The organism is Amycolatopsis sp. CA-211722, assembly GCF_056828465.1.
Genome location: NZ_CP184752.1, coordinates 2,924,193 through 2,950,943 on the forward strand (window position 1 = coordinate 2,924,193; position 26,751 = coordinate 2,950,943).

The 26,751-nt window shown below is 67.4% G+C and carries 21 protein-coding genes; 19 read left to right on the forward strand and 2 right to left on the reverse strand.

Annotation, left to right across the window (positions count from 1 at the left end; genetic code table 11):
- Positions 1-29 precede the first annotated feature (29 nt).
- The 4 genes from nusG (at position 30) to ACOCEP_RS14425 (ending at position 3,010) form a co-directional block, all read left to right on the forward strand.
- A complete protein-coding gene (gene nusG, locus ACOCEP_RS14410) occupies positions 30-860 on the forward strand; it encodes a transcription termination/antitermination protein NusG (RefSeq protein WP_482337732.1) in 831 nt (276 codons plus the stop codon).
- A 78-nt stretch (positions 861-938) separates the two neighbouring features.
- Positions 939-1,373, forward strand: a complete 435-nt coding sequence (gene rplK / locus ACOCEP_RS14415) for a 50S ribosomal protein L11 (protein ID WP_005152062.1) — start codon at positions 939-941, stop codon at positions 1,371-1,373.
- Between the two features lie 81 nt (positions 1,374-1,454).
- Positions 1,455-2,168 carry a 50S ribosomal protein L1 gene (rplA, locus tag ACOCEP_RS14420; protein ID WP_093932023.1) on the forward strand — a complete coding sequence of 238 codons (714 nt, stop codon included), beginning with the start codon at positions 1,455-1,457 and terminating at the stop codon, positions 2,166-2,168.
- Between the two features lie 77 nt (positions 2,169-2,245).
- Positions 2,246-3,010 carry an alpha/beta fold hydrolase gene (locus tag ACOCEP_RS14425; protein ID WP_038519895.1) on the forward strand — a complete coding sequence of 255 codons (765 nt, stop codon included), beginning with the start codon at positions 2,246-2,248 and terminating at the stop codon, positions 3,008-3,010.
- A 163-nt stretch (positions 3,011-3,173) separates the two neighbouring features.
- On the opposite strand, the gene ACOCEP_RS14430 is transcribed toward ACOCEP_RS14425, so the two are convergent.
- A complete protein-coding gene (locus ACOCEP_RS14430; protein WP_482337734.1) occupies positions 3,174-4,019 on the reverse strand; it encodes a hypothetical protein in 846 nt (281 codons plus the stop codon).
- A 384-nt stretch (positions 4,020-4,403) separates the two neighbouring features.
- On the opposite strand from ACOCEP_RS14430, the gene rplJ reads away from it, so the two are divergent.
- The 13 genes from rplJ to ACOCEP_RS14495 all read left to right on the forward strand — a co-directional run bounded on the left by rplJ (position 4,404) and on the right by ACOCEP_RS14495 (position 17,268).
- Entirely contained in the window at positions 4,404-4,955 is a 552-nt protein-coding gene (gene rplJ, locus ACOCEP_RS14435) for a 50S ribosomal protein L10 (protein WP_192747811.1), read from the forward strand.
- A 48-nt stretch (positions 4,956-5,003) separates the two neighbouring features.
- A complete protein-coding gene (gene rplL / locus ACOCEP_RS14440; protein WP_037332742.1) occupies positions 5,004-5,390 on the forward strand; it encodes a 50S ribosomal protein L7/L12 in 387 nt (128 codons plus the stop codon).
- Between the two features lie 490 nt (positions 5,391-5,880).
- Positions 5,881-7,050, forward strand: a complete 1,170-nt coding sequence (locus tag ACOCEP_RS14445; RefSeq protein ID WP_044855749.1) for an ABC transporter ATP-binding protein — start codon at positions 5,881-5,883, stop codon at positions 7,048-7,050.
- A gap of 38 nt (positions 7,051-7,088) precedes the next feature.
- Positions 7,089-7,841: an MlaE family ABC transporter permease gene (locus ACOCEP_RS14450; protein WP_125732839.1), complete on the forward strand. Its 753-nt coding sequence runs from the start codon at positions 7,089-7,091 to the stop codon at positions 7,839-7,841.
- Between the two features lie 3 nt (positions 7,842-7,844).
- Positions 7,845-8,681 (forward strand): MlaE family ABC transporter permease, encoded by an 837-nt coding sequence (locus ACOCEP_RS14455; protein ID WP_016331063.1) that lies wholly within the window; start codon positions 7,845-7,847, stop codon positions 8,679-8,681.
- A complete protein-coding gene (locus tag ACOCEP_RS14460; protein WP_482337736.1) occupies positions 8,678-10,015 on the forward strand; it encodes an MCE family protein in 1,338 nt (445 codons plus the stop codon). Before ACOCEP_RS14455 ends, ACOCEP_RS14460 begins: the two co-directional genes overlap by 4 nt.
- Positions 10,012-11,043: an MCE family protein gene (locus ACOCEP_RS14465; RefSeq protein ID WP_482337738.1), complete on the forward strand. Its 1,032-nt coding sequence runs from the start codon at positions 10,012-10,014 to the stop codon at positions 11,041-11,043. Before ACOCEP_RS14460 ends, ACOCEP_RS14465 begins: the two co-directional genes overlap by 4 nt.
- The gene (locus ACOCEP_RS14470; protein ID WP_482337739.1) at positions 11,040-12,026 is read left to right on the forward strand and encodes an MCE family protein; all 987 of its coding nucleotides are present in this window, start codon (positions 11,040-11,042) and stop codon (positions 12,024-12,026) included. The genes ACOCEP_RS14465 and ACOCEP_RS14470 overlap by 4 nt, the downstream gene beginning before the upstream one ends.
- The gene (locus tag ACOCEP_RS14475) at positions 12,023-13,201 is read left to right on the forward strand and encodes an MCE family protein (protein WP_482337741.1); all 1,179 of its coding nucleotides are present in this window, start codon (positions 12,023-12,025) and stop codon (positions 13,199-13,201) included. Before ACOCEP_RS14470 ends, ACOCEP_RS14475 begins: the two co-directional genes overlap by 4 nt.
- A complete protein-coding gene (locus ACOCEP_RS14480; protein WP_482337743.1) occupies positions 13,201-14,403 on the forward strand; it encodes an MCE family protein in 1,203 nt (400 codons plus the stop codon). Before ACOCEP_RS14475 ends, ACOCEP_RS14480 begins: the two co-directional genes overlap by 1 nt.
- On the forward strand, positions 14,403-15,668 hold the full coding sequence (locus ACOCEP_RS14485; protein WP_482337744.1) for an MCE family protein: 1,266 nt from the start codon (positions 14,403-14,405) through the stop codon (positions 15,666-15,668). The genes ACOCEP_RS14480 and ACOCEP_RS14485 overlap by 1 nt, the downstream gene beginning before the upstream one ends.
- A 31-nt stretch (positions 15,669-15,699) precedes the next feature.
- On the forward strand, positions 15,700-16,221 hold the full coding sequence (locus ACOCEP_RS14490; RefSeq protein WP_126733334.1) for a hypothetical protein: 522 nt from the start codon (positions 15,700-15,702) through the stop codon (positions 16,219-16,221).
- A gap of 84 nt (positions 16,222-16,305) precedes the next feature.
- On the forward strand, positions 16,306-17,268 hold the full coding sequence (locus ACOCEP_RS14495; RefSeq protein ID WP_482339716.1) for a hypothetical protein: 963 nt from the start codon (positions 16,306-16,308) through the stop codon (positions 17,266-17,268).
- A gap of 149 nt (positions 17,269-17,417) precedes the next feature.
- On the opposite strand, the gene ACOCEP_RS14500 is transcribed toward ACOCEP_RS14495, so the two are convergent.
- Positions 17,418-18,584 (reverse strand): hypothetical protein, encoded by a 1,167-nt coding sequence (locus ACOCEP_RS14500; protein ID WP_482337746.1) that lies wholly within the window; start codon positions 18,582-18,584, stop codon positions 17,418-17,420.
- 645 nt (positions 18,585-19,229) lie between these two features.
- Between ACOCEP_RS14500 and rpoB the strand changes: the two genes are divergently transcribed.
- Positions 19,230-22,730, forward strand: a complete 3,501-nt coding sequence (gene rpoB, locus ACOCEP_RS14505) for a DNA-directed RNA polymerase subunit beta (RefSeq protein WP_192747819.1) — start codon at positions 19,230-19,232, stop codon at positions 22,728-22,730.
- An 85-nt stretch (positions 22,731-22,815) separates the two neighbouring features.
- Positions 22,816-26,727, forward strand: a complete 3,912-nt coding sequence (locus ACOCEP_RS14510) for a DNA-directed RNA polymerase subunit beta' (protein ID WP_192747820.1) — start codon at positions 22,816-22,818, stop codon at positions 26,725-26,727.
- Positions 26,728-26,751 lie beyond the last annotated feature (24 nt).

Below are 26,751 nucleotides of genomic sequence, written 5' to 3' on the forward strand. Positions count from 1 at the left end.
CGGCAACCGATCAACTGAGAGGACGGAACGTGACCTCCGACAACGGCACAGCAGCCGGTCATGAGCTGACCGAGCTTTCCGACGAGCAGGTGCACGCGGCACTCGGCGACGAGCAGTCCGAGCACCTGGACTCCGTCGAGGTGCCCGCCGCAGGCGACGAGGTCGACGAAGCCGGAGATGTCGCGGAGGCCGACGAGACCGACGACGATGACGCCGCCGAGCCCGAGGCCGACGAGGACGTCGACCCGGTCGCCAAGCTGCGCGCGGAACTCAACGCCGCTCCCGGTGAGTGGTACGTCGTGCACTCGTACGCGGGTTACGAGAACAAGGTGAAGACCAACCTCGAGACCCGGACCCAGACGCTGGACGTCGAGGACTACATCTTCCAGATCGAGGTCCCGACCGAAGAGGTCACCGAGATCAAGAACGGCCAGCGCAAGCAGGTGCAGCGCAAGGTGCTGCCCGGCTACATCCTGGTCCGCATGGACCTGAACGACGCCTCGTGGAGCGCGGTGCGCAACACCCCGGGTGTCACCGGGTTCGTCGGCGCCACGTCGCGCCCGTCGCCGCTGACCGTGGACGAGGTGCTCAAGTTCCTCGCGCCCAAGGTCGAGACGGCCGCCCCCGCCAAGCCTGGCAAGGGCGAGGCCGCTTCCGCCGAGTCCCAGCTCGGTGCCCCCGCGGTCGAGGTCGACTTCGAGGTCGGCGAGTCGGTCACCGTCATGGACGGCCCGTTCGCGACGCTGCCCGCGACGATCTCCGAGGTCAACGTGGACGGACAGAAGCTGAAGGTCCTGGTGTCGATCTTCGGCCGGGAGACCCCGGTCGAGCTGTCGTTCAACCAGGTCTCCAAGATCTGACGGCCGCCAGACGGCCGGCAGTCCCCGCGTACTGGCAGGTGTGCGGGGGACTCAAGTCAGTAAGAAGGAACAAACGAAATGCCACCCAAGAAGAAGAAGCTTGCGGCGATCATCAAGCTGCAGATCAAGGCGGGTGCGGCCAACCCCGCGCCGCCGGTCGGCCCCGCGCTGGGTCAGCACGGCGTCAACATCATGGAGTTCTGCAAGGCCTACAACGCCGCGACCGAGTCGCAGCGCGGGGACGTCGTCCCGGTCGAGATCTCCGTGTACGAAGACCGCACGTTCGACTTCAAGCTCAAGACGCCGCCGGCCGCGAAGCTGCTGCTGAAGGCCGCGGGCGTGGAGAAGGGTTCCGGCGAGCCACACAAGACCAAGGTTGCCAAGGTCACCTGGGACCAGGTCCGCGACATCGCGAAGACCAAGGAATCCGACCTGAACGCGCACGACATCGACCAGGCCGCGAAGATCATCGCCGGCACCGCCCGCTCGATGGGCATCACGGTCGTCGACTGAGTTCCACCCAGCACCACCGTGGGAGAGCCAGTGCTGGCTCCAACACCACACTGATCCGTTGAAAAGTTAAGGACAGAAGCAATGCCCAAGCACAGCAAGGCCTACCGTCAGGCACTTGAGCTGGTGGACCGCGAGCGGCTCTACGCCCCGCTCGAGGCCGCGAAGCTGGCCAAGGAGACCTCCTCCAAGAAGATGGACGCCACCGTCGAGGTCGCCATGCGCCTCGGTGTCGACCCTCGCAAGGCCGACCAGATGGTCCGCGGCACCGTGAACCTGCCGCACGGCACCGGTAAGACCGCCCGCGTCATCGTTTTCGCCGTTGGTGACAAGGCCGCCGAGGCCGAGGCCGCCGGCGCGGACGTGGTCGGTACGGACGAACTGATCGAGCGCATCCAGGGTGGCTGGCTCGAGTTCGACGCCGCGATCGCGACGCCGGACCAGATGGCCAAGGTCGGGCGCATCGCCCGCATCCTCGGCCCGCGTGGCCTGATGCCGAACCCGAAGACCGGCACCGTGACCCCCGCGGTCGCGAAGGCCGTGACGGACATCAAGGGCGGTAAGATCAACTTCCGCGTGGACAAGCAGGCCAACCTGCACTTCGTCATCGGCAAGGCCTCGTTCGACACCGACAAGCTGGTGGAGAACTACGCGGCCGCGCTGGACGAGATCCTGCGTGCCAAGCCGTCGTCGGCGAAGGGTCGCTACCTGAAGAAGGTCACGATCTCCACGACGATGGGCCCGGGTGTCCCGGTCGACCCGGCCCGCACCCGCAACCTCCTCTCCGAGGACGCGTGAGTCTGAGTTAGACATCACTGAGAAGGGGGCGGTCCCGCTACGGCGGGGCCGCCCCTTTTTCGTGTTTGCTGGAGGGCATGCCTACCTTCGCGTCGTTCGACGGGCTTCAGCTGAGCTACACCGTGTGGGAAGGCCGTGGGCGCCCGGTACTGCTGCAGCACGGCTTCGCCGCGGACACGAACGCCAACTGGATCGCTCCCGGCGTCGTCGACACCCTCCAGGACGCGGGGCTGACCGTGATCAGCCTGGACGCGCGCGGCCATGGACGGTCGGCGAAACCGCACGACGAGGCGAGCTACGGCGACGACGCGATGGTCCGCGACGTTTCGGCGCTGCTCGACTCGCTCGGGCTGGACGAGGTGTCGATGGTCGGCTACTCGATGGGCGCGATGATCGCGCTCGGCGCGGTGGCCGCGGACCCGCGGATCCGGTGCCTCGCGATCGGCGGGGTCGGGTCGGGGATCGTCGACTTCGGCGGCGTCGACACCCGCGTCGTCACGCCTGAGGCGATCAGCGAGGCGCTGCTCGCTTCGGACCCTTCGACGCTTCCGCCGTCTTCGGCGCCTTTCCGGGCGCTGGCCGACGCTTTGCGGGCGGACCGGATCGCGTTGGCGGCCGTCGCGCGCGGCACGGCGAACCCGAAACTGGACCTGACGGCGATCGCCGTGCCGACCCTGATCCTCGCCGGGGACACCGACCCGCTGGCCGCGGAACCCGAACGCCTGGCCGCCGCCATCGCCGGCGCCCGCCTCGTGCGCGTGCCCGGCGATCACATGGCCGCCGTCATGCACCCCGCCTTCGGCTCCGCCCTTACCGGCTTCCTCACCTCGCACGACCTCTGACGCGACCTGCGTTTAGCCCCCTAATCGCGATCCGGCGCCCGCACCTGCGTTTCGCGGGCTAATCGCGATCCCGGGCGCGCGTCGCCTTTAGCGGGCTAAACGCGATTCGGCGGGGCACTTGCGTTTAGCCCCCTAATCGCGATCTGGGGTGGAAACGCCCAGGTCAGTTGCCGGTGGGCGGGGCGGGGCAGGGGTCAGGGGAGTTCGCGTGCCCGGTGATCAGCCACTGCCCCATCTCGACTTCCTGCAGGGTGAAGCTGCCCAGCAGGGGACCACCGCGGATGCTGTACCAGCACGAGTGGATCGTCAGGTTCTGCCGCGGGACCACACTCGACATCGGACGCACCGCGTAGATGTACGGCGTGATGTCGGTGACCTTGGCGTTCAGAGCCGGGACGGCGGTCGCGCAGTCCGGGTAGCCGAGGTCGCGGGCGAACTGCGCCTGCGCCTGTTCGCTCATCGACAAACAGACCTTCTCGACGCGGGTGGCGGGCGGGTACGGCTTGCCGATCGTGTCGTAAATGGCCCGCACGGCCTCCCAGGGGTTGGTCGACAACACCTGGTTGGTGCGGTGCTTGCCCCCGCCGCCCTGGACGAACGTCGCCGTGTCCTCCCCGGCGTCGCTGGGGAAGATCTGCCGGTAGGCGATGGTCGCGCCGATGCAGATCAGCAAGATCACGATGATCCAGGCGAGGAGCTTCCCGCCCAGGCGTCGCAGCCAGCGCGGCATGCGTGGCCGAGGGGCGGGCACGAGTTCGCCGGGTGGCGGTCCCGGAGGCACCGGAGGTTGTCCGCCGTAGTGCTGGGTCATGGGTTGCGCGGGTTGCGAGGGCACCAGGCCCTGCTTCTGCGCTTCGGTGAACTTCAGATAGTCCTGGAACTGCTGAAACTGCTGGAATTGGCGCAGTTGCTCGTCGTCCAGCCGGGGCGCGGGCTGACCTCCCGCCTTGGGCTCGATGTCCGTGCCGGGCTCGTTGTCCGGCTTTCCGTCATCACGCTGCTCCGCCACGTCACCATGATGCCTCGCGAGGCCACCCGCGCACTCCGCCGGTCGCGTTTAGCCCTCCATCCATGCCCCCGCCGCCACCCTCAAAGGATGCGCTGACGCGCGCAGAGCTCGAAAAACGCGATTTGAGAGGGGGGCGCTGCCGGGCACGAAACGGGGTCACGTACTCTTGTCAAGGTTCTACCGAAGACCGCTGGTCTTCTCCTGGTCATACGACCGGGAGAACGAAGGCCCCGCTAGGGCGGGCGACCCGCGCAGGAGGAACGAGGCTCGCTCGCGACGCACTCCGTCGTGTGCCCTGACGCCCCGCGCCTGTCTGCGCTGGGGCGTTTCGTCGTTTCAGGGCTCTCAAGGCCAGTGGACCACTAGCCAAGAGAGGAGGCGACCATGGCGAAGCCCGACAAGGAGGCGGCCGTCGCCGAGATCGCGGAGCGTTTCCGCACCAGCTCGGCCACAGTCGTTACCCAGTACACCGGCCTCTCCGTGTCCCAGCTGTCCCAGCTGCGCCGCGCTCTCGGCACCAATGCCAAGTACCGGGTCGCGAAGAACACCCTTGTCCAGCGTGCCGCCACGGACGCCGGAATCGAGGGTCTCGAGGACCTGTTCGTCGGCCCGACCGCGATCGCCTTCGTCGAAGGTGAAGCTGTTGACGCCGCGAAGGCGCTTCGCGACTTCGCGAAGGACAACAACGCGCTTGTGATCAAGGGCGGCTACATGGACGGCAAGACGCTGTCCGTGGACGAGATCAACCAGATCGCCGATCTCGACAGCCGTGAGGTCCTGCTCGCCAAGGCGGCGGGCGCGTTCAAGGCGAAGCTGTCCCAGGCCGCCGCGCTGTTCCAGGCGCCGGCGTCCCAGGTCGCCCGCCTGGCTGCCGCGCTGGAGGAGAAGCAGCGCAACGCCGGTACCGAAGCAGCCGAAGCACCCGCCGAGAGCTGAACACCCCCCACCCCGAACTTTTAGTTCGTTTCAGAGAGGAAAGCCACCATGGCGAAGCTGAGCACCGCCGAGCTGATCGACGCTTTCAAGGAGCTCACCCTTCTTGAGCTGTCCGAGTTCGTCAAGGAGTTCGAGACCACCTTCGACGTGACCGCGGCCGCCCCGGCTGCCGTCGTCGCCGCCGCCCCGGGTGCCGCCCCCGCCGCGGCCGCCGAGGAGCAGGACGAGTTCGACGTCGTTCTCGAGTCCGCCGGTGACAAGAAGATCCAGGTCATCAAGGTCGTCCGTGAGGTCGTCTCGGGTCTGGGCCTGAAGGAGGCCAAGGAGCTGGTCGAGGCCGCTCCCAAGGCCCTCCTGGAGAAGGTCGACAAGGAGGCCGCCGAGGCCGCCAAGGAGAAGCTCGAGGCCGCGGGCGCCAAGATCGCCATCAAGTGATCTCGGGCGCGTCAGCGCCTACCGCAGCACCGTCGAAGGGGCGGGCATCCACACGGATGCCCGCCCCTTCGCTGTCTCCCGCCCCGACCTGCGTTTAGCCCTCTAATCGTGACGCGTAGCCACGCTAAGCATTTGGGCGCTGGATCGCGTTTAGCCCGCTAAACGCGATCTGCGCGGCGCGGAGGGCGGCGGGGGCTCTGACCTGCGTTTAGCCCCCTAAACGCGATCCGGGCCGGGCGGCGCCCGCTGTGGATCTGCGCGCCGGAGTGACGTGCACTACGGTGCTGCAAGCGGTGCACGGGCAGGCGGCGGGCTGCGCGAAAAGTTACCCGCGGGTCTGGCCAGAAAAGAAAACTGGTGAGTAACCTGTTCGCACTCAGCTCGTTGCACCTGGTTGACGCGGCTATCGCTGCGCGAACGCATGCGTCCTCCCGGGCCAGTGGCACGGGAAGGCAGTGCGCGACGACGCGGAACAGCTCCTGGAGGTGCGATGGGTGCCGAGGTGGTCATCGAAGGTCTTTCCAAGTCCTTCGGTAAGCAGGCCATCTGGCGGGACGTCACGCTGACCCTGCCTCCGGGCGAGGTTTCGGCGATGCTCGGCCCGTCCGGAACCGGTAAGTCCGTCTTCTTGAAGTCGATGATCGGTCTGCTCAAGCCCGACAAGGGCCGGTGCATGATCAACGGCGTCGACATCGTGACGTGCTCCGAACACCAGCTCTACGAGGTGCGCAAGCTCTTCGGCGTCCTTTTCCAGGACGGCGCGCTGTTCGGCTCGATGAATCTCTACGACAACGTGGCGTTCCCCCTGCGCGAGCACACGAAGAAGTCGGAGACCGAGGTCCGCCGGATCGTCCTCGAGAAGCTCGAGATGACCGGTCTCAACGGCGCCGACAAGAAGCTGCCCGGCGAGATCTCCGGCGGTATGCGCAAACGTGCCGGCCTCGCCCGCGCGCTGGTGCTGGACCCGCAGATCATCCTGGTCGACGAGCCGGACTCCGGTCTCGACCCGGTCCGCACCACCTACATCTCCCAGCTCTTCCTCGACGTCAACGCGCAGATCGACGCGACGTTCCTGATCGTCACGCACAACATCAACCTCGCCCGCACCGTCCCGGACAACCTGGGCATGCTGTTCCGCAAGGAACTGGTCATGTTCGGCCCGCGCGAGGTGCTGCTGACCAGCGAGGAGCCGGTCGTCAAGCAGTTCCTCAACGGCAAGATGGACGGCCCCATCGGCATGAGCGAGGAAAAGGACTCGGCCCAGCTCGCCGCCGAGCGCGCGATGTTCGAGGCCGGCCACCACGCGGGCGGTGTCGAGGACGTCAGCGGGGTGCCACCGCAGATGCAGCCGACGCCCGGCGTGCCGACCCGGATGGGCGCGGTCCGCCGCAAGGACCGCGTCATGCAGATCCTCCACGGCCTGCCGCCCGAGGCTCAGCAGAGCATCATCGAGTCGCTCTCCCCGGAGGAGCAGCAGCGTTACGGCGTCCGCCCGCAGCGCCTCGCGACCGCCGGCCACCGGTCGGCGCCCGCCGAGAGCTCGATCCCGAACCACCACCAGGGCCAGCTGCCCGACGACCAGGTCGCCCACATCCCGCACCCCGGGAGAGCGGGCAACCACCGCTTGCGGCCACAAGATCCGGGGTCAGGTGGCGCGTGAGCTCTTCCGCTTCATCGGCGAAGATTCCCGGTATCGGCATGGTGCGCGAGACCGGGAACCTGTTCGCTCTCGGCCTCGACATCGTTCGTGGCATCTTCCAGCGCCCGTTCCAGCTGCGGGAGTTCATCCAGCAGGCCTGGTTCATCGCGAGTGTCACGATCCTGCCGACGGCGCTCGTCGCTATCCCGTTCGGCGCGGTCATCTCGCTGCAGTTCGGTTCGCTCGCCCGCCAGCTCGGTGCCCAGTCCTACACGGGCGCCGGGTCGGTGCTCGCCACCGTGCAGCAGGCCAGTCCGCTGGTCACGGCGCTGCTGGTCGCGGGCGCCGGCGGTAGCGCGGTCTGCGCGGACATCGGCGCGCGGACCATCCGTGAAGAGATCGACGCCATGGAGGTGCTCGGCGTCTCCGCGGTGCAGCGGCTGATCGTGCCGCGCGTGCTCGCGATGATGCTGGTGGCGCTCCTGTTGAACGGCATGGTCAGCGTCATCGGCGTGCTCGGCGGATATTTCTTCAACGTCGTCCTCCAGGGCGGGACGCCGGGCGCGTACCTGGCGAGCTTCTCCGCGCTGGCGCAGCTGCCGGACCTCTGGGTCGGCGAGCTGAAGGCGCTGATCTTCGGCTTCATCGCCGCGGTCGTCGCCTCTTACCGGGGACTGAACCCGTCCGGCGGCCCGAAGGGCGTCGGGGACGCGGTGAACCAGTCGGTCGTCATCACGTTCCTCATGCTGTTCGTGGTGAACTTCGTGATCACGCTGATCTACCTGCAGATCGTGCCCGGAAAGCTGGACTGACGCATGACCTTCCTCCAGGGCGCCAAGCGGGTCGCCAACCGTCCTTTGCAGACTCTGGACAACCTCGGTGACCAGATGTCGTTCTACGGCCGCGCGTTGCTGTGGACGCCGAGGACGCTTCGCCGCTACATGAAAGAAGTCCTGCGGCTGCTCGCCGAAGTGAGCTTCGGTTCCGGCTCGCTCGCCGTCATCGGCGGCACGGTCGGCGTGATGGTCGGCTTGACGCTGTTCACCGGTGTCCTCGTCGGTCTTCAGGGTTACTCGGCGCTGAACTCGATCGGCACCTCGGCCTTCACCGGCTTCCTGACCGCGTTCTTCAACACCCGCGAGATCGCGCCGCTGGTCGCCGGCCTCGCGCTTTCGGCGACCGTCGGCGCCGGGTTCACCGCCCAGCTGGGCGCGATGCGGATCTCCGAGGAGATCGACGCGCTCGAGGTCATGGGCGTGCCCAGCCTGCCGTACCTGGTGACCACCCGGATCATCGCCGGTTTCGTCGCGGTCATCCCGCTGTACGTCATCGGCCTGCTGAGTTCGTATCTCGCGTCCCGGTTGGTCGTTATCTACATCTACAACCAGTCAGCGGGGACCTACGACCATTACTTCGACCTGTTCCTACCACCACAGGATGTGTTGTATTCGTTCATCAAGGTGCTGTTGTTCAGCGTCTTGATCATCCTGTCGCATTGCTATTTCGGTTACCGGGCCTCCGGTGGCCCCGCCGGTGTCGGCGTGGCCGTCGGTAAAGCGGTCCGGCTGAGCATCGTCACGGTGTCCATCATGAACTTCTTCATCGGTTTCGCGATCTGGGGAACCGACGTCACGGTGAGGATCGCAGGATGATCGCGACAATCCGGCGCAGGCTGCTGGGCCTGCTTCTGGTCGCCGTGCTCATCGGCGGGGTGGCGCTGAGCATCGCGCTGTACCAACGGGCGTTCACGCCCGTCGTCAGCGTGAAGCTCCAGTCGGGCAATATCGGGAACCAGTTGCTGAAGCAGTCCGACGTGAAGGTCCGCGGGCTCATCGTCGGCTCGGTCAAGGAAATCGCCGCGACACCCGACGGCGCCGAACTCACGCTCGCGCTCAATCCGGAGTCGGCGAAACTGATCCCCCAGAACGTTTCCGCGCGATTCCTGCCGAAGACGTTGTTCGGTGAGCGTTTCGTCTCCCTGGAGATCCCGGACGCGCCGTCGGAGAAGACGATCGCCGAAGGCGACGTGATCACTCAGGACCGTACGTCCGGCGCGGTCGAGCTGGAGCAGGCCTTCGCTCACCTGATGCCGGTCTTGCAGGCCGTCCAGCCGCAAAAGCTGTCGAGCACGCTTTCGGCGATCTCCACCGCCCTCAACGGCCGCGGTGACCAGCTCGGCGACACCCTCGCGCAGCTCGGCACCTACGTCGGCGAGCTGAACCCGCACGAGCCCAAGCTCCAGCAGAACCTCAAAGAGCTCGCGAAGTTCTCGGACAACCTCAACGCCGTGGCCCCGGATCTGGTGCAGACCTTGGACAACCTGAGCACCACCACCCGCACCGTGGTGGACCAGAAGCTGAACCTGGCGAACCTCTACGGCAGCGTCACCCAGGCTTCGGTCGATCTGCAGACGTTCCTCCAGAACAACGCGGACAACCTGATCCGGCTCGCCGACACCGCCCGCCCGACCGCGGAGCTGCTGGCGAAGTACGCGCCGTCATACCCCTGCGTGATCGGGCAGATGGCGGACAACCTGCCGAAGATCGACAAAGCCCTCGGCAAGGGCACCGACCGGCCCGGTCTGCACGCGACCATCGAGGTCACCGTCAACCGCGGGCCGTACCTGCCCGGCAAGGACGAGCCGCGGTTCGAGGACAAACGCGGCCCGCGCTGCTACGACCTGAAGCAGTTCCCGGACCCGTTCCCGCAGTACCCGCCGGACGGCCCGATCAAGGACGGCAGCACGGTCAAACCGCCGGCCCGCTCGGCGAACGACGGTCTTTCGCCGTCGAACGGCTTCGCGAACGTCGGCGGTTACAACGGCGGGGGAGCGCCCGGCGGTAGCCCGTCCTACAGCGCCTCCGAATCGGACTTCCTCGCGCAGCTGGTCGCGCCGCAGGTCGGCATGTCCGCCTCGGACGTGCCCGGCTGGGGCTCGCTGCTCGTCGGCCCGCTCTATCGCGGAGCGGAGGTGCACGTCCAGTGAGGGGATTGCTTGCTCCGCTGATCAAACTCGGCGCCTTCATCGTCGTCACCGTGCTGTTCACGACGATCCTCGGGATCAGCATCGCCAACGTGAACACCACCAGCACCAACGCCTACAAGGCACGGTTCAGCGACGCGACCCTCGTGCTGCCCAACGACGACGTCCGCATCGCCGGCGTCCGGGTCGGGCAGGTCAAGGAGGTCCGCATCGTCGACCGGCGCCAGGCCGAGATCGAGTTCGAAGTGGACGCCGGCCGCAAGCTGCCCGCCGGGGTGACCGCGCAGATCAAGTTCCGGAACCTGGTCGGCCAGCGCTACCTCTCGCTCGGGCAGGGCACCGACAGCTCCGGCAAGACACTGGAGCCGGGCGGGAACATCCCGCTGGAGCGGACCACGCCGGCGCTCGACCTGACGCAGCTGTTCAACGGGTTCAAGCCGCTGTTCACCGCGCTCAACCCGGACGACATCAACAAGCTGTCCTACGAGGTCATCCAGGTCCTGCAGGGCGAGGGCGGCACGGTCGAAAGCCTGTTGAAGCACACCGCGTCGCTGGCCACCACGATCGCCGACAAGGACAAGGTGATCGGCGAGGTCATCGACAACCTGAACTCGGTGCTCGACACGGTCAACGCGCACACGCCGCAGCTCAACGACCTGATCGTCAGGCTGCAGCAGCTGGTCTCCGGGCTGGCCGCGGACCGCGAGCCGATCGGCGACGCCATCGAATCGCTCGGCGGCCTCGCCCAGACGACCTCGGGTCTGCTCGGTGAGGCCCGCGAGCCGCTCAAGCAGGACATCGCCGCGCTCGGCACGCTGACGAAGAACCTCAACGACAGCCAGCCGATCGTCGAGCACTTCATCCAGTTCCTGCCGCAGAAGGTGACGGCGCTGACCCGCACCGCCGACTATGGCTCCTGGTTCAACTTCTTCGCCTGTGAGATGACGGGAGCCGTCGCCCTGCCTCCGCTGATCAACGAGCCGATCAACCTGCCGCTGCTGCCGGTGAACCGGGCGAGGTGCACGGCATGAAGTCGTTCCAGAAACGCAATCCGATCCCGATCGCGCTGGTCGGTATCTCGGTGCTGCTGCTCGGTTTCCTCGCCGCGCTCAACTCCGAGGACCTGCCGGTGATCGGTGGCGGGACGACGTACTCCGCGGACTTCAGCGAGGCTTCGGGCCTGCAGGAGGACAACGACGTCCGGGTCGCCGGCGTCAAGGTCGGCAAGGTCTCCGAGATCAAGCTCGACGGCGACAAGGTCCGGATCTCGTTCAAGGTCAAGGACGCCTGGCTGGGCGACAAGACCAGTGCGGCGATCAAGATCAAGACCGTGCTCGGCCAGAAGTACCTGGCGCTCGACCCGCAGGGCCAGCGCACGCTCGACCCGAGCGCGACGATCCCGCGTGAACGCACGATGTCGCCGTTCGACGTCCTCGACGCCTTCCGCGGGCTTTCGCAGACCGTCGACGACATCGACACGACGCAGCTGGCGAAGAGCTTCGACGTCATCACGGAGACCTTCGCGGACACCCCGGCCGACGTGAAGGGCGCGCTGACCGGCCTTTCCCGGCTCTCGGACACCATCGCCAAGCGTGACTCGCAGCTGTCGAGCCTGCTCGCGAACACGCGGCAGGTCTCGCAGACGCTCGTCGACCGTGACGCCGAGTTCCAGAAGCTGCTGGCCGACGGCAACAAGCTGCTCGGCGAGGTGGCCAAGCGCAAGGACGCGATCTCCGCGCTGCTGGACGGCTCGCGCAACCTCGCCACCCAGCTCAAGGGCCTGGTCGACGACAACGACGCGCAGCTCGACCCGGTGCTCACCCAGCTCGACCAGCTGACCTCGATGCTGCAGCGCAACCAGGACGCCCTCGGTCAGGGCATCGCGCGGTTCGCGCCGTTCATCCGGGTGTTCACGAACACGATCGGCAACGGCCGCTGGTTCGACAACTACATCTGCGGACTGGTCCTGCCGTCGTTCGGCCCGATCAACGAGAAGGGGTGCTACGACAAATGAGTACCCGTCTCGGTTCCAGCCTCGCGCGCGGCTTCACCATCGCGATCGTGCTCGCGCTGGTCGTCGCCGGCGCGCTGTGGTGGACGCTCAAGGACGCCGGCCGCAACCACGTGACCGCGTACTTCGCGGGCACCGTCGGCCTCTACGAAGGCAACAGCGTCCGCATGCTCGGCGTCGACATGGGCACGGTCACCAAGATCCAGCCGATGGGCAACCAGGTCCGCGTCGAACTCGAGTACGACCGTTCGGTGGCCGTGCCCGCCGACGCGAAGGCGATCATCGTGTCGCCGTCGCTGGTCAGCGACCGCTACGTGCAGCTCGCCCCGGCGTACAAGGGCGGCCCGCGGATCGCCGACGGCGCCGTCATCGGGCTCGACCGCACCGAGGTGCCGCTGGAGGTCGACGAGCTCGCCGCCAGCCTCTCGCGGGTCAGCCAGTCGCTCGGGCCCAACGGCGCCAACAAGAACGGTTCGCTGTCGAACCTGCTCGACACCGCCGCGAAGAACTTCGACGGCAACGGGCAGGCGCTGCACGACACGATCACGAAGCTCGGCCAGGCCGCGGGCACGTTGTCGGGCAACAAGGACGACCTGTTCAAGACCGTCGAGAACCTCGGCTCCTTCTCGCAGACGCTGGTGAACAGCGACAAGCAGGTCCGCGACTTCGAGCGGCAGCTCGCCGACGTCAGCGGATTCCTCGCGGGGGAGCGGGAAAACCTTTCGGCGACGGTGAAGCAGTTGTCCGACACGCTCACCGCGGTGCAGGCGTTCATCGAGAAGAACCGCGACCGGCTCAAGTCCAATGTGGACAAGCTGGCCAGCGTGACCAAGGTGCTCGTGGACCAGCGCGGCGCGCTCGCCGAGATCCTCGACGTGGCCCCGGTCGGCCTCGGGAACCTGGTCAACACCTACAACGCCTCGTCCGGCACGCTCGACGCGCGGGCCAACCTCAACGAGCTCACCCAGCCGCCGCTGGTGATGGTGTGCAACCTGCTCAAGCAGACCCCGGAGGCGCTCGACGCGCTGGGCGACGCGTGCAAGGGGGTCGCCGGACTGGTCGACGGGCTGGTGCCGCTGCCGTCGATCGCGCAGGTGATCCAGTCCTCGCAGGCGGGCCAGCTGCCGCCGCTGCCGCTCCCGATCGCGGGGCAGCTCTACGGAACGGCGGCCAAGTGATGCGAACGAAACTTGCTTTCGCGGCCGTCGGAACCGTCGCCGCGCTGACGTTGAGCGGCTGCGGGTTCAGCGGGATCTACGACGTCCCGCTGCCCGGCGGCGCCGAACTCGGCGACCACCCGTACACGGTCAAAGTGCAGTTCCGGGACGTGCTCGACCTGACCCCGCAGGCCGGGGTGAAGGTCAACGAGGTCGCCATCGGCCGCGTCGAAGCGATCGGGCTGACCCCGGACGGCTGGAACGCCGAGGTCACCCTTCGGGTCAACGGTGACGTGAAGCTGCCGGCGAACGCGCTCGCCAACGTCAAGCAGTCGAGCCTCCTCGGCGAGAAGTACGTCGAGCTGGCGGCTCCGGCCGACGGTCAGGGCAAACTCGCCGACAACGCGGTGATCCCGCTGGCCCGCACGAACCGCAGCGTCGAGGTCGAAGAACTGCTCGGCGCGCTTTCGCTGCTGCTCAACGGCGGCGGGGTGGAGCAGCTCAACACGATCACCAAGGAACTCAACAACGCCACCACCGGCCGCTCGCCGGAGCTCAAGGCGCTGCTGAACAACACCAACGAGCTGGTCACGAACCTGGACAAGCAGTCCGCGAACATCACGCGGGCGCTCGACGGGCTGAACCGGCTCTCGCTCACCCTGAACGGCCAGAAGGACAAGCTGGTCGGCGCGGTCGACAACCTCGGCCCCGGCCTCGGCGTGCTGGAGCAGCAGCGCGGCCAGCTGGTGACCATGCTGAACGCGCTCAACCACCTCTCCGGTGTCGCCGTCGACACGGTGAACAAGAGCAAGGAAGACCTCGTCGCCGACCTCAAGGCGCTGCAGCCGACGCTGCAGAAGCTCGGCGAGGCGGGCTCGGATCTGCCGAAGGCGCTGGAGATCCTGCTGACCTTCCCGTTCAGCGACGCCGCGTACGACGGCGTCAAGGGCGACTACTTCAACCTGTTCGCGAAGATCGACCTGAACCTGAACGAGATCCTCAAGAATCTCGGCCGCAGCCGCGAGAACCCGCTCAAGGACGTCATCCCGGTGCCAGGACTGACCGGGGGCACCGAGGGACCGGGCGCGAACCCGCCGCTGCCGATCCCGGACAGCGTCGGTGGTGTCGCCGGTGGCCAGGTGGGCGCGCCGCAGGGCGGCGGACAGCCGCAGCAGACCGGACCCGCCGGTATCTTCGGCGTGCTTTCGGGAGGTGCCGGCTGATGCTGGTCCGTAGGACGAAGATCCAGCTGGTCGCGTTCGCGATCATCTCCGTGGTCGCCATCGTGTACGCGCTGATCCGGTTCGCCGGGCTCGGCCAGGTCTTCGGCGACGAGGGCTACACGGTGAAACTGCAGCTCAAGCAGTCGGGTGGCATCTTCCAGAACGCCGAGGTCACCTACCGGGGCTTCAACATCGGCCGGGTCGGCGAGCTGCGCCTGACCAAGACCGGGCTGGAAGCCGACCTCAACATCTCGCCGGACGCCCCGCAGGTGCCCGCCGACCTGGACGCCGTCGTCGCGAACCGGTCCGCGGTCGGCGAACAGTTCGTCGACCTGAAGCCCAAGAGCGACAAGGGACCGTTCCTGAACGCGGGTTCGGTCATCCCGGCCGACAAGGTCAAGACGCCCGTGCCCACCGAGCAGCTCATCGGTGACCTCGACAGCCTCGCGGCCTCGGTGCCGACCGACTCGCTGCGCAAGGTCGTCGACGAGTCGTACAACGCCTTCAACGGCACCGGCCCCGACCTGCAGCGGCTGCTCGACACCGCGCGGAGCTTCACCGCGACCGCGCAGGAGTACCTGCCGCAGACCGTCCAGCTGCTGGAAAAGGGCGGACAGGTCCTCGAAACGCAGAACGACATGGCGAGCTCGATGAAGTCGTTCAGCGCCGACCTGAACAAGCTCTCGGGAACGCTGAAGAATTCCGACGCCGACATCCGGAAGCTGATCGGGATCACCCCGCAGGTGGCGACCCAGATCAGCGAGGTGCTCGCCGAATCCGGGCCGGGGCTGGGCGCGCTGACCGCGAACCTGCTCACGACGTCGAACCTGCTGGTGACCCGGCTCGATGGGCTCGAACAGGGCCTGGTGACGTACCCGATGCTCGCGGCCGGTGCCAACAGCGTCGCCAACGACGGCACCGCGCACCTGGGCCTCGCGCTCAACCTGTTCAACCCGCCTTCGTGCACCAAGGGCTACATCGGGCTCGACAAGTACCGCGAAGGCACCGACACGACGCCTCGCGCGCCGAAGGACGACGCGTACTGCGCCGAGCCGAAGGGCAGCCCGATCAACGTGCGCGGTTCGCAGAACGTGCCGTACAACGGGGTCCCGCAGATCCCGTCGCAAGGCGACGTCGCGGCGAACGCCGGCCGCTCGGCGGAGGAACTGGCCAGCCTGCGCGCGGCGCAGGGTATGCCGAGCGTCCTGCAGAGTCCCGGGGTCAGCCTGCCCACCCTCGGCACACTGCTGGGCCTGCCCGGCTGAGGCGAAGACCGTATATCTAACCTGGAGTGTCATGAGTTCTTCTCGATCGCGGACCCTGGTCCTCGGGGCGGCGGCGTTCGCGCTCGCCGCCTTCGTCGCCGCGGCGATCTTCGGTGTCATGTGGGCCGTGGCCGCTTCGGACGACAACGCCGACCTGGCGCGCTCGCGGGACGAGGTGGCCAAGGCGGGCGGCACCGCGATCAAGGCGTACACCGAGGTCGACTTCGAGAAACTCGACGAGTTCTTCGCCAAGCAGAAGGCTGTCTCCGACGACAAGATGAGCCAGCAGCTGGCCCAGCTCGAGCCGACCTACCGCAAGGCGCTCGGCGACGCGAAGACCAAGGTCGTGACCACCATCCAGGACATCGCGGTCGAGGAACTCGACGACCACGAGGGCAAGGCGAGCTTCCTCGCCGCCATCTCCACCCAGGTCACCCAGGGCGACAAGGCGAGCTCGAAGGCGTTGCGCCTGGAGGTCTCGATGACCCGGGTCGGCGATGAGTGGAAGCTGTCCGGGATCGACAACGTGCCCCTCGTCGCGGCCGGTCAGTAAGAGCGTCACCTAGAACGGAGCCACGTAGTGCCCCCCTCCCGTCGCCAGCCCCCTCGCAGCACTCCGCCGGTGCGCCGCCCCCGGGTGGCCGGTCTGCGACGGCCCGGTGCGTCTCCTGCTCCCGCTCCGCCCGAGGTGGCCGAGGTCGAGGTCGACGAAACGCCGACGCCGGTTCGCCGTCCGTCGCCGCGGCCGGCTCCGCGTCCTGCGCCTGCGCCTGCGCCTTCGCCTGAACCCGAGGCTGAGGCCGTCGAGGTGCCTGAGCCTGAGGTGGCCGTGGTCGAGGCTCCTGAAGAGCCTGAAGCCCCCGACGCTCCCGAAGCTGCCGAAGTCTCCGAAGCCTCCGAAGACGAGGTTGTCGCGAAGCCGAGCCCGCGTGCGAAGGCCCGCGCGGTCGCCGAGGAGAAGCCGGACGACCTCGAAGAGGCCGAAGCCGAGGTCGACGAATCTTCGACGGACGAGAAGAAGCCGGGCTCGAAGCAGCTGATCCTGGCGGGCGCGCTGGTGGTCGTCGGGTTGCTGCTGGCCGCGACCGCGGTGCTGTTCAAGATCCAGGCGGACGACGTGTCCAGCTCGACGAACAACACGGCGTTGCTGGACGTCGCGAAGACCGCGCAGGTCAAGGACCAGGTGGCGAAGGCGACCGAGGCGCTGTTCTCGTACGACTACAACAACATCGCGAAGACCGAGACCGCGGCGGGCGACCTGCTGGTCAACGACGAGGTGCGGGCGAAGTACAACCTGCTGATGGGCGAGGTCAAGCGGCTGGCTCCGCAGCAGAAGATGGTCGTGACCTGCAAGGTCACCCGTAGTGCCGTCATCCGGCTGGAGGGCGACCGGGCCGACGTGATGGTGTTCGTCGACCAGAGCTCGACGCGGGCCGACACGAACAAGACCACCGCGGGGAGCGCCCAGCTGCACTTGAACGCGGAGCTGCAGGGCGACAAGTGGAAGATCACGGCGATGAACACCTACGCCGCTCCGCCGAACCCGACCGCTTCCTCGGCCCCCGCCTCACCCCCCGCTTCCCCGGCCCCCTCGAAGTGACCCCCCGGACCTGCGTTTAGCCCCCTAATCGCGATCCGGCTCCGTGGCGCCCCGTCGTTCCGTGAAGGCCTCGGCTTCCCGGTGCCCGACCCCGCTGACCTGCGTTTAGCGGGCTAAACGTCACGCGTCGGCGCGCTGACCAGGGGGGCTCAGACGCCGCCGCTCGATCGGAGCTTGTAGTTCGCCGTGCGCGCCTTCTTGGCCATCTTCGGGTCCGGATGGCTCGCGCCGACGACGTTCAGGAGTTCGAGCCGGTCCGGATGGCCGGAGGACGTCAGCAGGTCCACGACGTCGAAGCCGTCGTCCATGTCGGCGAGCTGATGGACGAACGCGCCGAGCGCGTGCATCGCCGCGTAGTGGTCGGCCATCCCTAGGCCGACCTCGTCACGGGTGACCGTCTCCCGGTCGACCGCGCCACGTTCGGCCAGCCACATCGCGGTGGCCGCGCCGACCAAACCGCCTTCGGCTCGGACTCCGGCAGCGGTCTCGAGGCCGATCTCGCCGGTTTCCCCGAGCACGATCAAGGCGAACAGTCGTTCCACGGGGAGCCGTGCCGTGCGGAGGAACTCACTCGCCTCCGCTGCCGCGCCGGAGGGTGACCGGTGCCGCACCCAGGCCTTCAGCTCCGCGTCGATGATCCCCGGCCCGGACTCGGCGAGGCGTGGGCTCAGCTCGCCGAGACTCTTTTCCGCCGCCTCACCGATGACCGGCGCGCTCACTCCGGCCTCGCGAAGCTCCCTGTTGATCGCCCAGACGGCGATCGGGGTGAGGCTGAGGACGAAGGGGGAGGGATCGGGTTTTCCGGCGATCTCGGCGATCAGCGCGAGCCCGGCCGGGTCCGCGGTGCCCTTCTCGATCGCGCCGAGCCGTTCCAGCAGATCCAGCGCGACGCTGGTCGCGTACCGCGTCGACTCGTCCGGCGCCTGCCCGAGCTCGATGGCTTCGAGAAGGAGCTCGACCGGCACAGCGACCGGACCAGATCGGTAGAGCGTGAGTGTGATCGTCGCGATCAGTCCGAAGGGCAGAGGCTCAGCCTCGCCGATCGTCGAATACAGCCGCTCCCAGAGCCGGAGAGCGTCGTCGACGAGCGTCGCGTTCTCCTCGACGGGCACGTGCTCGCCGCCGCCGACGCGGACCAGCCCGGCCACCTCCGCCCACCGAGGGATCAGCGGGTCGCTGGGGTCCGACCCGGCGACGTATCCGCGGACCTCGCCGAGAAGGGGGTTTCGCTCCGCCGCCTGCCGCAGCTCGGCTTCCGGCCGCAAGAGGACCGGGGGCATCTCGGCACTGGCATCCTGCTCCCACGTTTCGCTCACGCCGCCCAGTCTGGCAGCGGCCGCCCGGCGCGCGTCGCGATTAGCCCGCGAAACGCAGGTGCGTCGCGTGCCTGTGCGCCGCACCAGGCGGCCCATCTGCCACAACGGTCACACCGGGCAAGCCGGTCTGGGTGCCCCGCCGATCGCCCCGCCCGACCTGGTGGCCCTCCTGGACGCCCCGACGCCCGGATCGCGTTTAGCCCGCTAAACGCAGGTCGGCGCGCCGGCGCCGTCACCTGCGGGTACCGGGCGGTAACCAGGATGATCGTCCTGTGAGGCACCCCGCGCGGGGCTACTTCGACGCTGCGCCAACCGGCGGGACCACCGCGCGGCATCTTGACTCAGAGCCCCTGTGGGGTCACGCTTACTGGCAACGGTGAGAACCGGCGGTGCCCTTGCGGGAGGGACGGCCCGGGGAGGCCGAAGAGAGGCATACCTGAAGACGTCGCGATGCAGGCTGGGCCCCATCTGGAGCGCCCCCTGGACAGACCGCGACGTTCGGGCTAGACTGCTTCTTTGCGCTGCCCTCTTTCAGGCTGCCCGGAGCCGGTAGTTAGGATAGTGGGCACACGGCACCCTTGACAGATCGCATCAGCTGTTGCTGACGCGGCTGCTCACCGCTCATTGTCCCCGGAAGGACGCATCTTGGCAGTCTCTCCCGCGAACCAGGCCACTGCTGCGACCACCTCGGCTGTATCTCGCTCGGAGTCCACGGGAATCCCGGGAGCCCCCAAGCGGGTCTCCTTCGCAAAGATTCGCGAGCCGCTCAGCACCCCGAACCTGCTCGACGTGCAGATCAGGTCCTTTGAATGGTTCACCGGCGACGAGGCGTGGTTCGAACGCCGCGTCGAAGAAGGTGAAGAAAACCCGGTCGGTGGCCTGGAAGAGGTCCTCAACGAGATCTCGCCGATCGAAGACTTCTCCGGATCCATGTCGCTGTCCTTCTCCGACCCGCGCTTCGACGAGGTCAAGGCCTCCGTCGAGGAGTGCAAGGACAAGGACATGACGTACGCGGCGCCGCTGTTCGTGACCGCCGAGTTCGTGAACAACAACACCGGCGAGATCAAGAGCCAGACGGTCTTCATGGGCGACTTCCCGGTGATGACCGACAAGGGCACCTTCGTCATCAACGGCACCGAGCGTGTCGTCGTGTCCCAGCTGGTCCGTTCGCCGGGTGTGTACTTCGACACCAGCGTCGACAAGACCACCGACAAGGACGTCTTCAACGTCCGCGTCATCCCGAGCCGGGGTGCCTGGCTCGAGTTCGACGTCGACAAGCGCGACACCGTCGGCGTCCGCATCGACCGCAAGCGCCGCCAGCCGGTCACCGTGCTGCTGAAGGCGCTCGGCTGGACCACCGAGGCGATTCGCGAGCGCTTCTCCTTCTCAGAGACGCTGCTCGCCACCCTCGAGAAGGACCACACCGCCGGCACCGACGAGGCGCTCCTCGACATCTACCGCAAGCTGCGCCCGGGCGAACCGCCCACCAAGGAGAGCGCGCAGACGCTGCTGGAGAACCTGTTCTTCAAGCCGAAGCGCTACGACCTGGCCAAGGTCGGCCGGTACAAGCTGAACAAGAAGCTCGGCCTGACCACGCCGTACGACACCGGGACGCTGACCGAAGAGGACATCGTCTCGACGATCGAGTACCTGGTCCGCCTGCACGCGGGCGAGGACAAGGCGACCGTCGGCGACCAGGTCATCCCGGTCGAGACCGACGACATCGACCACTTCGGCAACCGTCGTCTCCGCACCGTCGGCGAGCTCATCCAGAACCAGATCCGCGTGGGTCTGTCCCGGATGGAGCGCGTCGTCCGCGAGCGGATGACCACCCAGGACGTCGAGGCGATCACGCCGCAGACCCTGATCAACATCCGTCCCGTCGTGGCGGCGATCAAGGAGTTCTTCGGTACTTCGCAGCTGTCGCAGTTCATGGACCAGAACAACCCGCTGTCGGGGCTGACGCACAAGCGTCGTCTGTCCGCCCTCGGCCCGGGTGGTCTGTCGCGTGAGCGCGCCGGCATGGAGGTCCGTGACGTCCACCCGTCGCACTACGGCCGCATGTGCCCGATCGAGACGCCGGAAGGCCCGAACATCGGCCTGATCGGTTCGCTCTGCTCGTACGCGCGGGTCAACCCGTTCGGTTTCATCGAGACCCCGTACCGCAAGGTCGTCGAGGGTCGCGTCACCGACCAGGTCGACTACCTCACCGCGGACGAGGAAGACCGTTACGTGAAGGCGCAGGCGAACGCGCCGATCTCGGACGACGGCACCTTCGTCGAAGATCGCGTCCTGGTCCGTAAGAAGGGCGGCGAGGTCGAGCTGATCGACCCGCTGGACGTGGACTACATGGACGTCTCGCCGCGGCAGATGGTCTCGGTCGCGACGGCGATGATCCCGTTCCTCGAGCACGACGACGCGAACCGCGCGCTCATGGGCGCGAACATGCAGCGCCAGGCCGTTCCGCTGCTGCGCAACTCGGCCCCGCTGGTCGGCACCGGCGTGGAGCTGCGTGCCGCGGTGGACGCCGGTGACGTGCTCGTCGCCGAGCAGGCCGGTGTGGTCGAGGAGCTCTCGGCCGACCTGATCACGATCATGCACGACGACGGCACGCGGAAGAGCTACGGACTGTACAAGTTCCGTCGCTCGAACCACGGCACCTGCTTCAACCACCGCCCGATCGTCAACGAGGGTGACCGGGTCGAGCAGGGTCAGGTCATCGCCGACGGCCCGTCCACCGAGAACGGTGAGATGGCGCTCGGCAAGAACCTGCTCGTCGCGGTCATGCCGTGGGAGGGCCACAACTACGAGGACGCGATCATCCTCTCCGAGCGCCTGGTGCAGGACGACGTGCTCACGTCGATCCACATCGAGGAGCACGAGATCGACGCCCGCGACACCAAGCTGGGCGCCGAGGAGATCACCCGGGACATCCCGAACGTCTCCGAGGAGGTCCTCGCCGACCTCGACGAGCGCGGCATCATCCGCATCGGTGCCGAGGTCCGCGACGGCGACATCCTGGTCGGCAAGGTCACGCCCAAGGGTGAGACCGAGCTGACCCCGGAGGAGCGCCTGCTCCGCGCGATCTTCGGCGAGAAGGCCCGCGAGGTCCGCGACACCTCGCTGAAGGTGCCGCACGGCGAGACCGGCAAGGTCATCGGCATCCGCGTGTTCTCCCGCGAGGACGACGACGAGCTGCCCCCGGGCGTCAACGAACTGGTCCGCGTCTACGTGGCCCAGAAGCGGAAGATCCAGCCGGGCGACAAGCTCGCCGGCCGCCACGGGAACAAGGGTGTCATCGGCAAGATCCTCCCCGCCGAGGACATGCCGTTCATGGAGGACGGCACGCCCGTCGACATCATCCTGAACACCCACGGTGTCCCGCGTCGTATGAACATCGGCCAGGTCCTGGAGCTTCACCTGGGCTGGCTGGCGTCGCAGGGGTGGAAGATCGAGGGCAACCCGGAGTGGGCGAAGAACCTCAACGAGGAGCTCTACGACGTCGACCCCGGCACGAACACCGCCACCCCGGTGTTCGACGGCGCGAAGGAAGAGGAGCTCACCGGGCTGCTCGGCGCGACCAAGCCGAACCGCGACGGCGAGCGCATGGTCAAGCAGAACGGCAAGGCCACGCTGCTCGACGGCCGCTCCGGCGAGCCGTTCCCGTACCCGGTCTCCGTCGGCTACATGTACATCCTGAAGCTGCACCACCTGGTCGACGACAAGATCCACGCCCGGTCCACCGGCCCGTACTCGATGATCACGCAGCAGCCGCTGGGTGGTAAGGCGCAGTTCGGTGGCCAGCGGTTCGGCGAGATGGAGTGCTGGGCGATGCAGGCGTACGGCGCCGCATACACCCTGCAGGAGCTCCTGACGATCAAGTCGGACGACGTGGTCGGCCGCGTCAAGGTGTACGAGGCCATCGTCAAGGGGGAGAACATCCCCGAGCCTGGTATCCCCGAGTCGTTCAAGGTGCTCCTGAAGGAGCTCCAGTCGCTCTGCCTCAACGTCGAGGTGCTGTCCAGCGACGGCGCCGCGATCGAGATGCGCGACTCCGACGACGAGGACCTCGAGCGTGCCGCGGCCAACCTCGGCATCAACCTGTCCCGCAACGAGTCGCCCTCGGTGGACGACGTCGTGCACTGACCCGCGATGAGGCGGGAGCCCGCCAGGCTCCCGCCTCCGCTCGCCAACTCCTCTAGTCGCATCAACCCCAAGGGGATGTAAAGACGTGCTGGACGTCAACTTCTTCGATGAGCTCCGCATCGGCCTCGCCACCGCCGACGACATTCGTCAGTGGTCCTTCGGCGAGGTGAAGAAGCCGGAGACCATCAACTACCGGACGCTCAAGCCCGAGAAGGACGGCCTCTTCTGCGAGAAGATCTTCGGCCCGACCCGGGACTGGGAGTGCTACTGCGGTAAGTACAAGCGGGTCCGCTTCAAGGGCATCATCTGCGAGCGCTGTGGCGTCGAGGTCACCCGCGCCAAGGTGCGCCGTGAGCGGATGGGCCACATCGAGCTGGCCGCTCCCGTCACCCACATCTGGTACTTCAAGGGTGTTCCCTCCCGCCTGGGCTACCTGCTCGACCTGGCGCCGAAGGACCTCGAGAAGATCATCTACTTCGCGGCCTACGTGATCACCGGTGTGAACACCGAGCTGCGGCACAACGACCTGCCGACCCTCGAGAACGAGATCGGTGTCGAGCGCAAGAACCTCGAGACCAAGCGTGACGCGGACATCGAGGCACGGGCGCAGAAGCTGGAAGCCGACCTGGCCGAGCTGGAGGCGGAGGGCGCCAAGTCCGACGTCCGCCGCAAGGTCAAGGAAGGCGGCGAGCGCGAGATGCGTCAGCTGCGTGACCGCGCCGGTCGCGAGCTGGACCGTCTCGAGGAGGTCTGGACGACCTTCACCAAGCTCGACACCCGTCAGCTGATCGCCGACGAGCTGCTCTACCGCGAGCTCGTCGACCGCTACGGCGAGTACTTCACCGGCGGCATGGGCGCGGAGGCCATCCAGAAGCTGGCCACCGAGTTCGACGTCGCCGCGGAGGCCGAGAGCCTGCGCGACACCATCCGCAACGGCAAGGGGCAGAAGAAGCTCCGCGCGCTGAAGCGGCTCAAGGTCGTCGCGGCCTTCCAGGCCACCGGCAACGACCCGCGCGGCATGGTGCTCGACGCCGTCCCGGTGATCCCGCCGGACCTGCGCCCGATGGTCCAGCTCGACGGTGGCCGGTTCGCCACCTCCGACCTGAACGACCTCTACCGCCGGGTCATCAACCGGAACAACCGGTTGAAGCGGCTGATCGACCTCGGCGCGCCCGAGATCATCGTCAACAACGAGAAGCGGATGCTGCAGGAGGCCGTCGACGCGCTGTTCGACAACGGCCGCCGCGGCCGCCCGGTCACCGGTCCCGGTAACCGCCCGCTGAAGTCGCTGTCCGACCTGCTCAAGGGCAAGCAGGGCCGGTTCCGGCAGAACCTGCTCGGCAAGCGTGTCGACTACTCCGGCCGTTCGGTCATCATCGTCGGTCCGCAGCTGAAGCTGCACCAGTGCGGTCTGCCGAAGGACATGGCGCTCGAGCTGTTCAAGCCGTTCGTCATGAAGCGGCTGGTCGACCTGAACCACGCGCAGAACATCAAGTCCGCCAAGCGGATGGTGGAGCGCTCGCGGCCGCAGGTGTGGGACGTGCTCGAAGAGGTCATCACCGGCCACCCGGTGATGCTGAACCGTGCGCCGACCCTGCACCGCCTCGGTATCCAGGCCTTCGAGCCGCAGCTGGTCGAAGGCAAGGCCATCCAGCTGCACCCGCTGGTCTGTGAAGCGTTCAACGCGGACTTCGACGGTGACCAGATGGCCGTGCACCTCCCGCTGTCCGCGGAGGCGCAGGCCGAGGCCCGCATCCTGATGCTGTCGGCGAACAACATCCTTTCGCCGGCGTCGGGCCGTCCGCTCGCCATGCCGCGTCTGGACATGGTGACGGGTCTGTTCCACCTGACCCGCCTGACCGAGACCGCCGAGGGCGCGGGCAACGCGTACTCGTCGCCCGCCGAGGCGATCATGGCGTTCGACCGCAAGGCGCTGAGCCTGCACGCCCCGATCAAGATCCGCATCACCGACCGTCAGCCCGCCAAGGCCGACGAAGCGGCGCTCGCGGAGAAGGGATGGGAGCCGGGCAAGGCGTGGCTGGCCGAGACCACCCTGGGCCGCGTGCTGTTCAACGAGCTGCTGCCGGCGGACTACCCGTTCATCAACGAGCCGATGCCGAAGAAGCGTCAGGCCGCGATCGTGAACGACCTCGCCGAGCGCTACTCGATGACCCAGGTCGCGCAGACCCTGGACCGCCTGAAGGACGCCGGTTTCTACTGGGCGACCCGTTCGGGTGTCACGGTCGCCATCTCCGACGTGCTCGTCCCGGCAGGCAAGAAGGCCATTCTGGACGAGTACGAAGGCAAGGCCGACCAGGTCGAGAAGCGGTACCAGCGTGGTCAGCTGTCGCACGCCGAGCGCAACAACGAGCTCGTCAAGGTGTGGACGCAGGCCACCGAAGAGGTCCACAAGATCATGGAGACGGCGCTGCCGGACGACAACCCGATCGCGATGATCGTGAAGTCGGGCGCGGCGGGCAACATGACGCAGGTCCGGTCGCTGGCCGGTATGCGTGGTCTGGTGTCGAACCCGAAGGGTGAGTACATCCCGCGTCCGATCAAGGCCAACTTCCGTGAAGGCCTGTCGGTGGCGGAGTACTTCATCGCGACGCACGGTGCCCGTAAGGGTCTGGCGGACACGGCGCTCCGCACCGCCGACTCGGGTTACCTGACCCGTCGTCTGGTGGACGTGTCGCAGGACGTCATCGTCCGCGAGATCGACTGTGGCACCACCCGCGGTATCAACATGCCGATCGGCGAGGACATCGGCGACGGCAAGGTCCTGCGCGACCAGCACGTCGAGACCAGCGTGTACGCGCGGAACCTGGCGACCGACGCGGTCGACGCCAAGGGCAACGTCGTGCTCAACGCCGGTGACGACATCGGTGACCCGGCGATCGACAAGCTCATCTCGAGCGGGATCTCCAAGGTCAAGGTGCGCTCGGTGCTGACCTGCGAGTCGGCCGTCGGTATCTGCGCCACCTGCTACGGCCGGTCCATGGCGACCGGTCAGCTCGTCGACGTCGGCGAGGCCGTGGGTATCGTCGCGGCCCAGTCGATCGGTGAGCCGGGTACGCAGCTGACGATGCGTACGTTCCACCAGGGTGGTGTCGCCGGTGACGACATCACGACCGGTCTGCCCCGTGTCCAGGAGCTGTTCGAGGCCCGGGTCCCGAAGGGCAAGGCGCCGATCGCCGACGTCGATGGCCGCGTGCGCATCGAGGAGAGCGAGCGGTTCTGGAAGATCACGCTGATCCCGGACGACGGCAGCGAAGAGATCGTCTTCGACAAGCTGTCCAAGCGTCAGCGGCTCGCCAACACCCCGAACGGCCCGCTGGGCGACGGTGACCGTGTCGCGGTCGGCCAGCAGCTGCTCGAAGGCACGCCGGACCCGCACGAGGTCCTGCGGGTCATGGGGCCGCGCGAGGCGCAGATGCACCTGGTGGACGAGGTCCAGAAGGTGTACCGGGCGCAGGGTGTGTCGATCCACGACAAGCACATCGAGGTCATCGTGCGGCAGATGCTGCGCCGCGTGACGATCATCGACTCCGGTGCCACGGACTTCCTGCCGGGCGAGCTGCCCGAGCGGACCAAGTTCGAGGCGAAGAACCGCGCGTCGGTCGCCGAAGGCGGCGAGCCGGCCTCGGGTCGCCCGGTGCTGATGGGGATCACGAAGGCCTCGCTGACCACGGACTCGTGGCTGTCGGCGGCCTCGTTCCAGGAGACCACGCGTGTCCTGACCGACGCGGCCATCAACGGCCGTTCGGACAAGCTCGTGGGCCTCAAGGAGAACGTGATCATCGGTAAGCTGATCCCGGCCGGTACCGGGATCAACAAGTACCGCAACATCCAGGTGCAGCCGACCGAGGAGGCGCGGGTCGCCGCTTACGCGATCCCGTCCTACGACGACGGCTACTACACCCCGGACGTGTTCGGCTCCACACCGGGCGCTGCGGTGCCGCTGGACGACTACGACTTCGGCCGCGACTTCCGCTGACCGAAGCGAAATCCACGAGAAGGG